Origin of the sequence: Alkalilimnicola ehrlichii, assembly GCF_003399765.1 — a bacterium.
Taxonomy (GTDB): Bacteria; Pseudomonadota; Gammaproteobacteria; order Nitrococcales; family AK92; genus AK92.
Genome location: NZ_NFZV01000092.1, coordinates 1 through 733 on the forward strand (window position 1 = coordinate 1; position 733 = coordinate 733).

2 protein-coding genes are annotated in these 733 nt (G+C 68.5%); both read left to right on the plus strand.

Going from position 1 to position 733, the window contains the following annotated elements:
- On the plus strand, positions 1-514 hold a 514-nt coding region (locus CAI21_RS23560; RefSeq protein WP_220349097.1), incomplete at its 5' end, for a hypothetical protein.
- Positions 515-545: 31 nt separating this feature from the next.
- A partial coding sequence (locus CAI21_RS22830; protein WP_220349099.1) for a PAAR-like domain-containing protein occupies positions 546-733 on the plus strand: 188 nt, incomplete at its 3' end.

Genomic DNA, 733 nt, shown 5'->3' on the forward strand with positions numbered 1-733 from the left:
TCGAATCATGACCGCGGGCGCCGGCCAGGGCATTGTGCCGGGCGAGGCGGCCGGGGCCGTGGCACTGACCCGCACGCCCGGCGCGCAGCCGGTACGGGCTTGGCTGCGCGGCTGGGCCAGCGAGCCCGAGCCGGCCGTCGGTAACGCGGAAACCGAACGCCTTATGGGCCTTCGCACCGCCATCAAAACGGCCCTCGAACAGGCCGAACTTGCCGCCGGCCAACTCCAGGCCGTCTCCCACGGCCTCGGCGCCGAAATTGCCGGCGAGCTGGAGTGGTATCAAACCCACGGCGCATTCTGGCGCGGCCAGCCCGGCCCCGAGCAACAGCGGCTGCACATCGCCTTCGGCGATGTCGGCGTGGCCGCACTGCCGCTACAACTGGCGCTGATCGCCGCCGAATACGACTACCAACGCCGCCTGGCGCCTTACGATTTTCCCGCACCCGGGCCGGTACTGGTGTGCGACACCCCCGATGCGCCGGTACGCGGCGCCGTTTGCCTGACCCCGGCCTGAAGCCGGGTAAAGTACAAGGAGCAGTAAAGCAATGGCTGGCAAAGTGCTCATCAACGGCCGTAGCGCCGTCCACGCCGGTTCCGGCGGCATCCTGCAAACCGACGACATCTGCCGCACCCCCAGCGGCAAAGGCACCACCGACATCCTCTACGCCAACGTCGCCCAATCCAAAGACGCCGCCAAAACCGCCGGCACCGTCAAAATCAACGGCCACCCGGT